Consider the following 10,323-nt stretch of genomic DNA (forward strand, 5'->3'; position numbering starts at 1 on the left):
TCTTGACTGTGCCCGTTGACGAACTTGATATTTCCCTGGTGCTTTTGCATCAAGGGCAGCAAACCCTGGTGCTGGAAGCCAGCCAGGTGGTCGCTTGTCAGCCGCTGCGAGAGATGAGTAACTTGCCCTTGCTCAAGTTTTCAGATATTTCTCCTGGCAGCCTTGCCCGCGAGACAAGAAATACTCCTTCCCTTAAGCTGACCCTGCGTGGTGAGTCTGACGTCTGGCAGTTGCAGTTTCCCGGAGGCGTTGAATTTATCGAGCTGAAGGCAAGCTGTCTGCATCCTCTGCCACCCTTAATGCAAAAACGCCGCTGCTGGCCAGCCATCAAGGCCCTGATAGAGTACCAGGGCCGGATACTGTTGTTGGTCGACAGCCGTAGCCTGAAAAACCAGCTAGCCTTGCAATCTTAGACGCACTCCACGCAGAATTTCCTGCAATTCCTGTTGCAAATCCGGGCGGGTGGCTTGCAACCCTTGCCAGGCCTGACTGTTTTGCAACTGCTGCAGCTGACTTTCCACTTCAGTCCCAGGCATAGCCGTACGTCCTGCCTGGAAGAACAGATTCAGAAGCTGCAGCTTGAGTCGCTGATAGTGGTTGACCGGTGGCATAAAGCCTTCAACCTCCAGTTCATCCAGGGTGGCCTGCAACAGGGGTTGCAGTTGCTGATTCAAAGAAGCTAGCTGTTGAGGGTGGTCACCACCCAGGGTCAGGCTGGTATAGAGGGTCTGCAAGAGGGGCTGGCTCCCAAGAGCACCGCCTGCCTGCTGATACTTTTTACTGCTCGCTAATGCAGCCTGCACACTGGCTGCTAGTGCATCCAACTGGCCGCTGGCTTCTTGTAGTGCTGCTTTTTGCAGCCAGGCTTTCATGATCAGGGCAATTCTATCGGCCTCTTGTAGCGAATAGCGACGATCTTCGCTCTGCATCTGCTCAAGTAGGTTGATCCGGCGGCTCAGCCAGTCGAGTTTTTCTTCAGGTGTATCCGTTAGCTGGGCCAGGAAACCATAGGCCTGCATCTCCAGGCGACGCGGCTCAAAATTTGCCAAGCGGTCTTCATGAGCCGGGATACGGCCAGTTCGGGGCAACAGCTCGAGAAGGTGCTGGAAACCGGCCTGAGCGGCCTGGTTTTCACCCAGACGATAGAGGCTAAAGGCGCGGGCAAAGATGGCCTTGGCCTGGTTGTTGCTGTCCAGCGTGTCCCCGGCGAGGAGTTCGTCATAAAGCTCTACGGCCTGGGTAAAGTCCTGAGCCTGCAGGGCATAGAAAGCTGCCCGCTCATGCAGAGCAGTGATGTCTGAAGAATCCAACTCGCGTCCCAGTTCCAGGGCCAGTTGCGCTTGCTCCGCTGCTTCCGGGTAGCGGTTGCTGTAGTAGTAGGAACGTGCCAGTCGCCAGTGGGTCCAGAGTTTTTGCTCTTCATTCAGCCAGGGCCCCTGTAGGCGTTGGGCAAAGAAATCAGCCGCCAGGCCGTGGTTACCCAGCTGAAAATGAAGTTGCCCCAGGTTTTCCAAGAGGGAAACCTGAATGCGTGGGTGGGCAAAAGCCAGATCCAGTCCCAGCATATAGTGGTAGTGGGCCTTTTGGGCCAGATCGGAATCCAGGCTGTAGCCCTGCTGGCTGGCTTTTAGCTGGCGGTGGTAGATGCTGCCAAGCAGGAGATCACGAACGCCACTGTCCAGACCGGTGATTTCCAGCTGTTGCAGGCGATTGGCCGCGGCTTGCAGCTGTTCCTGGCTGGCTGGATGATTTTCCAGCAGAGGACGCAAGGCTTGGGCATAGAGGCTGTTATTGCCCAACAGCTCTTCAGCCTCTAGCTGGTCATAAAGCCTTTGCATGCGTTCTTTCAAGGCGGGGTCAGCCTCAGGGTCCAGGCCGAGCACCAAGAGGTTGTAAAGGGCTTCCAGATTGCTGGTTTGACGTAGAACACTGTAAAAGGTATTCAAGGCGGTGTTTTCATCACCCTGAGACCAGGCACCATAGGCGCGATCCAGATTGATATAGGCATATTGCTCTGCTGCTGCTGCAAAGCTGACCTGCTCGATCGGGGTAGAGGTCAACCAATGGCGGGACATCAGTTCCATAAAACTGAATTCCTCGGCCAGGGCCATGAGTTGAATGGCTCGAATATGGCTGGCCCGGTGCATCAGAGCCTGATCACTAGAAGCTTTCAGACGTCCGATAATGGCCTGGTAGAGAGGGCGTTGTTCAGCTCTATCCTGGGTCAGCGTCAGGCGAACCAGATCTATCTCGTTGGCGACCAGTTCCTGCAGGCGAGTATCGGGTAACTGCTGTTGCAGGCGACTGAGTTGGTCCAGAGAAGGCAATTGGCCCTCGCCCTGGCGGGTGAGTTCCTGCAGGTAATTAAAGGCGTAGTAGAGACGTCCGTCCGGGGTTAGTACCGGGTTTTGTGCGGCTGCCAGCAGTGCCTTAAGGCGTTGTTGGCTGTTGCTGGCCAGCTTCAGTTGTAGTTCTGACTGCAAATAGGCTGCCAGGGGCAGGTTAGACGTTGAAGCCTGTTCCAGTGCTTGGCGGGCCGAGGTGTTTTCCTGACCGAGCCAGTAGGTCCAGCCCAGAAACAACTGGCTTAAGCCAGCATCCGCGGAGGCCTGCAAGCGGGAAGCAAAGGCATTCAGCTCCTGGCGAAAAGCGGGTGTCAGCTGTCCAGGCGGCTGCAGACGGGCCAGGGCCTGCAATTGCAGCAAGTGTTCCAGATGTTGGAAAAACAGAGTTTCTTCACTGTTCTGCGGGATTTTCTCCAGCAATTGCGCAGTGTAGTAGCCTGCTGCTGTCAGTTCCTGCATCTCCAGGTGATTGGCCAGCAAGCGCTTTAACATGCTGACTGAGGTCTGCTGTTGCCGGTAGCGCAGGTTATTTAATACCAGTAAACGCTCGGCATAGCGGCTCGCGGTTGCTTCGGCCTCCCAAAGATCTTCGTTTTGCCAGTGGGTGGGTAGTTGGCCGCTGAAAGGCAGGCGATAGGTATCCAGAGAGCCTTCGTAGGCACAGGTGACATAGAGGTGCTCAGTGCCCAATGCCGGGAAATTACAGTTTTGTGCCACCGAAGTCAGTTGTTCGGGCAACAGAGGGGCTGATGTTTCCAGCAGGGGCTGCAGGGGGATGCGGAAAACAACACTGTGATCCTCGGCATCGATCTGCTGATCGCCACTGGTATCGTTCAAAAAATGGCTGAAATAGAGGTGGCCATCCGAGGGATGAATGCGGGCATAGCTACTGATCCCGGGTAGATCGATTGGCAAGGGGCCGTTTTCTTGGTTTTGCTCAAGATCATAAATATGCAGGCCCTCACGGCCGGGATCACGGCGCTGGTAGACCAGATAGCGGCCATCCGGACTGGCAGCGGGTGCAGAGAGACTGCCTTCAGCAACAACTCGTTCCGAGCCATTCAGGCCTTGCAGGACCAGTTCGCGGGTATTGGTGCCCAGGGGGCGGCGCAGGTAGCCCAGGGTCTGGTTATCGACCCAGAAGGGCAACCAGGCGCTCTGTCCGGCAGGCGTCAGGCAGTTGATTCCCGAGCGCTTGTTCGTGGGCTGCAAAGGCAGCAGGCAGACAGAACCCAGGGCATTGTTGCGATAGCTGGTCATGGCCAGATAACGGCCATCCGGTGCCAGGGCCGGGTCCTTGGCATCGTGATCGGGGGGCAGAAGCTGTCGGGTGTTGCCGGTGGTCAGGTTCTGCTGGACGATCTGGGAAACCAGATTGCGATGGCGGGTAAAAAACAGGCGTTCTTCGCTGTTATCAACCTGGGCCTGATAGTTGTCTGCCGGTCCTACAGTCACTTTCTCCGGCAGAATCAGTTGGTTTTCACGCCAATCAACCGCCAAGGCCTGGAAGGGAAGCAGACTCAGGGCGGCCACTAAAGGCAGTAAACGTCTTTGCATGCTGGTCTCCCGGCTTACTGCCCAGTGGTTTGGGTGTCGTCGTTCAGAACCTGAAAGGCGGCTTCTTCCTGCAACTGGTTATCCAGGCCGGTCAGGGGCTGAGGGCCCTGGTTGAGGTCACTTCTCAAGCGCTGTTCCAGTTCTGGCCAGTCACCGGCAGCATCTGCTTCCATGACTGTGTGGCGATCCACCAGATAAACGTCTGGGACGGCTGAATTAATCAGGTTGGCACAGCCGGTCATTCCCAGGCTGGCAAGGATGAGTAGGAGGGCTGAGCTTGGCTTCATGGGGTGGACTCCAAAGGCAGTAAGTCGGGAAGGAGCAAGGCTTCTTCAGCAAAACGTTCGATTAAGGGCGATAAAGGCAGGTTACGTACCCTGATAGGATCATTAAACAGCGAGAGTCTGAGCGTGAGGTCCATCAGCCCTTGTTGCATTTCCACCCGCACCCATTCGGGATGGGCGGTACGCAAGGCAGAACGGGCTGTGGCCAATTGTGGATCTAGATGGTCAGGATCAATGATATCCAGTAACTGCAGTAGCTGGGCGCGGTTGATATCGGTCAGATCCACGCGACCTTCCAGCAGGCGTCTGGAGAAATCAAATTCGATGGCTGTGCGGGCGTTAACCGGGGCATAGTCACTATCACCCAGGGTTTCGGGCAGAAGTTGCCGAAGATCCACGCGGGTTACGCGGCTCAGAAGACCCAATCGCCAGGCTTCAGGCCGTGTATCCAGGTAAAACTGGCCAGCCACTTCACCACCCAGAGCAGCCAGGGTGAAGTCTTGCAGACGAATCAGGTTTTGCTGGATGGGTAGGGTGGCTTCCAGAGGCCCCAGGGTCAGGTCATTAAGCTGTACTTCCTGAAGGCGCAAATTCTGGCGGCCAGCCAGCCAGGGTTCAACCCGGTTGAAATCCACCCGCTGAAAGGCATCAGGGTCGAGCAGATAGAGGAAACTCAAGCGGCCCTGATCGCTGATGCGAAGCTCTTCTTGCAAATGCAGTTGGCCTGACAGGCCGCGCAGAGCCAGGGGCGGCATTTGCAGGTTAATATCACGAAAATCCATGCGCGCATTGATGGCAGCCTGCTGTTGATCCACCAGACTGATCGACCAGGGCAGCAGGAACTGGCCGCTGGCTTCAAGGGGCTCTGTCAGGCCCCCTAGCAGCTGATCACGCAGCTGTACACGAGTCTCCCCGTCTACCAGTAGCTGCTGGCCATTCAGCGTGCCGCTGGCAGTGAATTCCTGTTCCAGCCAACGATCACCCAGGGTAAGCAGGAAGGGATCAACCGAAAGTTGCTCTGTGCCTAGCTGAACATCGGCACCGATTTCCAGCGTCTGCGGGAAGACCATGGCCGAGAGCTGCAGCGGTGCCTTGTCGGCAGCGGCCCAGACTTCCAAGCCTTGGGCCTGGCTATTCAGGGTCAGGTGGGGCAAATAGCGCTGTCCGTCAATTGTCAGCTGTGAATCCAGTTGCAGCGCCAGGTCACTGAGCCGAGCCTGGTGTTCCAGATAAACCAGCTCCTGCAGCCAGTGCAGATCCAGTTCGACCTGAGCCGGTTCCAGACCGGAATCCGCTTTGGCAGCCAGTTGCAGCTGGGTGCCTTGCAACTGGATGCCGGGCAAGATCAGCGAAGGCAGCTGTAACCAAGCCTCTAGCTGGGCTGCTGCCCTGGACCAGCCTAGCTTTTGTTCCAGGGTCAGCGGTTGGCTGATCTGGGGCTGGTCCGCAGCTGCGGGTGAGGTTTGGGTGATGCGGGTGGTCAGCTGGGTTTGAGCCTCCAGGCTTTCCAGATGCGCCTGGGTGATTTCCAACAAACTGGGCTGCGGGTGCTTTAACGACACCTCTAGATCCTGCTCCAGTCGCCAGCCGCCGAACTCCTGAAGAGGAGCCAGTTCATTTAAGTATTCGGCCAGTTCTGGCTCGGCATCCAGCTGAATTTGGGAATTCACCTGGGCGGTGTTCGGGGGATTGTGTAGATCCACCTGCCAGCTGGCCAGCGGCAGGTTTGCAGCCAGGAGGCGACCCTGGCTCGTAACCGCCGTCAGAGCTTCATCTGCGGCCAGATCCAGGCTTAAATCCAGGGGCAGGGGTTTTTGCAAGGGTGGGTAGGCAATCCCTGGTGTTTGCACCCCAAGATTCAATTGGTGGTAGCGAGTATCCAGATTACCCCGATGATGGATTTGGGTCGTCAAGGGGCCGGCCAGGTAAAATTCGGGGGCAGCTCCGTTGGTGCTTTGTTCTAGAGTCAATGCCAGGTCTGTGGTGGCCTGCCCCCAGGGCAGTTGGCTGAAATCAGCCTGTAACAGGTTTTCCTGCTGGTGTTGCCAGCGGCTGCTGCCTTCCAGGTTCAGATGTAGTTCGCCCACTTCGACCAGAGCAGTTAGTTCAGGCAAATAGCGGGTCAGGGGACCGGGCAGATAGACGTTCAGGTTGGGTTGAAGTTGCAGTTCCTGAGCTGAGTTGTCGATGGCCAGTTGTAAATTGACCAGGGAATGCTGATCCATTTGCAGGCTGGCGCTGATATCACCCTGGCTTAAATCCTGGGTGAGTTGCAGATGCAGTTGGGGGTGAAGATCAATCGCCTGGGGCAGGCCGGGTGCTTGCAGTTGCAGGATTTCAATGCCGCTATCCACCAGCCAGTGATTGCGGGGGTGGGCTTGCTCGCTGGACTGGCCGTAGCTGCCAGCCTGAAAGGCAAGGGTTATTTGATCGAGCAGGAATTCATCGGTGTTTTGGCGCAGTTTCAGGTCTTGCCCGCCCTGTTGGCTGGCTATTTCCAGTTGCAGATCGCCAGGGCCGGGGTTGAGCAGATGAATCTGTCCCAGTGCTTCCAGTCTCAGGCCGTGAAAAAACTCACCGGAAAAGCCCAGGGCATTTTCTTCCAGATCCAAATTGGCTGAAGCCAGTTGACTGGATACCAGGAGTTCCAGTTGCAGCGGCCAGTTTTCATCCAGCAATAGATTGAAAAAACTGCCTTCGTCAATTGTTAGACGATATTCCGGCCAACTGGCCGCCACTTGGCGTTCGGGGGAATGAAGGGCCAGGTTGAATTCACTGAGTTGCAGATCCAAGGCCAGTGGCGAGATTTCCAGCTTCCAGGGACTATTACGGCTTAGATCCCAGTTGAGATTACTGGAAAACTGGGGTTGCAGGCTCAGTTCAAGGCTCTCCTGGCCCTGGCTCACCACCTGCAAGGGGCTGAGTGAGCTCAGCTGGGTCTGCAAATGGCCACTGAGCTGATTGTTGGTCCAATCCAGCGAGGTGGACAGATCCAGACTCCCTTGCCAGGCCAGTTGCAGGGCCTGCTCGGGCAGTTGAACCTGAAGGTCGGCGGTCAGTTCTTTAATGGCTACTTCGCGAATATGGATGGCCAGTGGCGGGTTTTCCAGCAGGCTTAGGACTTCATCCAGCTGTTCCTGAGGGGAAAGCGTATTTACGGGCGTTGGTGGTTCCTCGACAGAAGCCGATGAAGCCACCAAGAGACAGCCCTTGGCGTCCAGTTGATTGACAGTCAGTTGATCGATCTGCAACTCGGAGGAAAGAAGCGCCCAGGGGTTGAACTCAAAGACCAGGCTTTCCAGGGTTACTTCCAGGTCTTCACACAGCTCGGCTTGGGGCTGCAGATTATGGATTTCAACGCCTTGAAGCCTGATCTCACCTAGTAGGTCGACTTTTAACTGCTCAAGATCCACCTGAAAGCCAGAGGATTCAGTAATAATCGGCTGGATACGCGGCCAGATTTGGGTGGTCAGCAGTGAAGAATTAAGGACAGCATAAACCGCAATTAGCAAGACGAGGGGCAATAAAAGAAGTGTCAGCAGACTGCCGAGCAGCCAGCGTTTTTTTCTGCTTTTTTGGGGCTGGGGGGAAGCTGGGTTGGTGTCGGCACCCTCGCTCATAGCTGGTCCTTAAAACGAGATGGTCAATTGAGTTGAGTGGCAAAAGCCTTTTCAGCTTCCTGCTGCCCGTAACAGAGGAAGCTGATATCGGAGAAATTAATTGGCACCGTTTTCAATCCAAAGACGCAAGTCTTCTTTCAATTCAGCTGAGATACTGACGTTCTGGGTGTCATGGTAGCTAGAGGTTCCTGAGCAGCGTGAATCGGTGGTGATTAGAGCATCCATCAGATAGGACAAGTTGGGGGAGTTGGGGACAACCCAGTAGTCACTGCTGGTTGCACAATCATTTGTAGTAAACCAGCTGCTGTAGCTATCCTTATTTTTACTGACTAAAGCCGCTTTAAAGCTGCTCTGTGAAGACAGATCTGGACCATTTGCTTCGTTGGCTCCTGGTGCGTGACAACTGCTACAGCCTTTGATTGCTGAATAAGTAAAGAGTCGTTCCAGGGTGCCTGCTTCTGTTGCTGAAGTTGAACCGGATTCTTCGGAATCCTCATCAAGGCAGCCTGCCAGTAATACAACCAGGGCGAGTAAAACCAGCCAGGGGCGCAGGGAAAAAGGCTGTAATTTTTGCATGCAAGGCATCCTTATCAATCCGTTTGGGTAGACCAGTGGTAAAAGTATATCAGCTTGTCTGCAGGTTGGTAGTTTTTTGCTTGGGGTTGCTAAACTGGAAATAACCTTTCCGATAGGAGATGTCATGCAGGTTATTTTGACGCTAATTCTGGCATTTGTTCTCGTGGTGGCAATTTCCCTGGGGCTTTTACACTTGGGGCGCAACCGTCTGCGTCAACGGCCTGAGAAGCTACTGGCGTTGATTCAGCAGGCCCGCAGTGGGCAGTTGCAGGAAAATGCCTGGATTTATGCCCTGGCCCAGCCGTATTTGCATGATCCTGAAGTGGATGAAATTCGTCATCAGCTTTTAGAGGTGGAAAAGCATCACTGGGCAGGTAAAACCAGTCTGCATCATCATCAGCAGGATTTTTTATTTGATGCAGAAGGCCTCAAAGAGTTGCAGCGTATCGAGTTTCGTTTGTCTCAGCTGCTGGATAAACGCCAGCCGCAAGTAAAAAAGGAGCTTTGATTTTTATAACCCCTTGAAAAATAAAGACCCTATCACAAGGCTAAAGTGTAGAGGCCGAGTGTTTTTATTTCCAGATTGAAGGAGGTTCAAGCTTGTCTACAACAAGTGCTCAGCTACCCGATAAGATGGCTGCCATGCAACTGGTTGGTCATGGTGGTGTCGATCAGTTGGTTTACAAGACTGACCTGCCCCTGCCTCGACCCGGTAAGGGTGAAGTTCTGGTGCAGGTAACGGCAACAGCCAAGAATAATACCGACCGCAAGGCCCGCGAGGGTTTGTATCCGACCAAGGACAAAACCGAAGTCACCTCTTTTCAGATGGGCGGTTCGCCGACCCTGACGTTTCCGCGTATTCAGGGGGCGGATATTGCTGGTCGCATCGTTGCCGTTGGCGATGAAGTCAAGGAGGAGCGAATCGGCCAGCGGGGTTTGCTGGATTTTAATATCTATGCTGACCAGCGCCGGGATATCAATTTGACCCCCGATTACTTTGGACACGGGGCTGATGGCGGTTTCGCCGAGTATGTGGTCCTGCCTTCCGACCAGTTTCATGAAGTCAAGAACCCGGAGCTCACCGATGCCGAGCTGGCAGCCATGGGCATGTGTTCTTATCAGACGGCTTATCACATGATGACTGCTGCAGGTGTGAAAGCTGGTGAAAGAATTCTGGTCACCGGTGCCAGTGGCGGGGTGGGCACCGCCCTGATTCAGCTATGCCGGATAGTCGGAGCCATTCCCATCGCCTTGAGTCAAAAAGACAAGGCACCTGCCTTGCTGGAACTGGGTGCTGAGGCGGTTCTCGATCGCTCGGAAATGGATGCCTTTATCGATCGAGTCAAGGAAGTGACCGGCGGTAAACCCATTGATGCGGTGATGGATCTGGTTGGTGGTGAAATGACTAGCCAGTTTATCGACACCATGATCTTCGATATGAATCAGCGCTCGACCTACCCGCGCCTGAGTATAGCCGGGGCCAGTGGCGGCAACCTTTCTGAAATCATGTGGACCCGCATCTACCTCTATCAGGTACAGATTTTCGGGGTTTCCCACGGCACGCGCGAGGAAGCCGAGCAGTTGATTAACTGGATTCGCAGTGGTCAGTTGAAGCCGGTTCTGCATGCGGCCTTCCCGCTTTCCCGGTTGCGTGAAGCCGAGGAATATTTCGTCAATCGCAACAGCAACTATCTGGGCAAGATTGTGATCGTTCCCGACAGCCAATGGGAAGATCAGGGTGCGCCCTTTGCGCTCAGTTGAGTCCAAGATGCATCGTTGCAGGCTGGCAAGAAAGCGGGTTCGAGCCAGCCTGCTGTAGTGGTTCAATGATTCTGGACACCAGCGTAGGTGGTAAGATCACCACCATAAACGAGGTGTCTGATGACCAGAAAACGACGTTCCTTTACTCCTGAGTTCAAGCAGGAAGCAGCCAGCCTGGTG

The 10,323-nt window shown here is 54.9% G+C and carries 7 protein-coding genes; 3 read left to right on the top strand and 4 right to left on the bottom strand.

Annotated elements, in window-relative coordinates; genetic code table 11:
- Nucleotides 1-2 precede the first annotated feature (2 nt).
- A complete protein-coding gene (locus DFK18_RS02480; RefSeq protein WP_162299660.1) occupies nucleotides 3-413 on the top strand; it encodes a hypothetical protein in 411 nt (136 codons plus the stop codon).
- Here the strand turns inward: DFK18_RS02480 and DFK18_RS02485 are convergent.
- From DFK18_RS02485 to DFK18_RS02500, 4 genes are all read right to left on the bottom strand, one after another.
- Complete coding sequence (locus DFK18_RS02485) at nucleotides 396-3,902, bottom strand: PD40 domain-containing protein (protein WP_114416605.1); 3,507 nt, start codon at nucleotides 3,900-3,902, stop codon at nucleotides 396-398. The two genes, DFK18_RS02480 and DFK18_RS02485, sit on opposite strands and share 18 nt — an antisense overlap.
- Nucleotides 3,903-3,916: 14 nt before the next feature.
- Nucleotides 3,917-4,189, bottom strand: coding sequence for a hypothetical protein (locus tag DFK18_RS02490; RefSeq protein WP_114416606.1), 273 nt, complete (start codon nucleotides 4,187-4,189; stop codon nucleotides 3,917-3,919).
- Nucleotides 4,186-7,806 carry a hypothetical protein gene (locus DFK18_RS02495; protein WP_114416607.1) on the bottom strand — a complete coding sequence of 1,207 codons (3,621 nt, stop codon included), beginning with the start codon at nucleotides 7,804-7,806 and terminating at the stop codon, nucleotides 4,186-4,188. Before DFK18_RS02495 ends, DFK18_RS02490 begins: the two co-directional genes overlap by 4 nt.
- A gap of 96 nt (nucleotides 7,807-7,902) precedes the next feature.
- Nucleotides 7,903-8,508: a hypothetical protein gene (locus DFK18_RS02500; protein WP_162299661.1), complete on the bottom strand. Its 606-nt coding sequence runs from the start codon at nucleotides 8,506-8,508 to the stop codon at nucleotides 7,903-7,905.
- Between DFK18_RS02500 and DFK18_RS02505 the strand changes: the two genes are divergently transcribed.
- Both DFK18_RS02505 and DFK18_RS02510 read left to right on the top strand, forming a co-directional pair.
- Nucleotides 8,507-8,890, top strand: a complete 384-nt coding sequence (locus DFK18_RS02505; RefSeq protein WP_114416609.1) for a hypothetical protein — start codon at nucleotides 8,507-8,509, stop codon at nucleotides 8,888-8,890. The genes DFK18_RS02500 and DFK18_RS02505 overlap by 2 nt on opposite strands.
- A 125-nt stretch (nucleotides 8,891-9,015) precedes the next feature.
- On the top strand, nucleotides 9,016-10,143 hold the full coding sequence (locus DFK18_RS02510; protein ID WP_114416643.1) for a zinc-binding dehydrogenase: 1,128 nt from the start codon (nucleotides 9,016-9,018) through the stop codon (nucleotides 10,141-10,143).
- The last annotated feature ends 180 nt before the right edge of the window (nucleotides 10,144-10,323 follow it).

It is taken from the genome of Marinospirillum perlucidum, assembly GCF_003336805.1.
In the GTDB taxonomy this organism is placed as follows: Bacteria; Pseudomonadota; Gammaproteobacteria; order Pseudomonadales; family Halomonadaceae; genus Marinospirillum; species Marinospirillum perlucidum.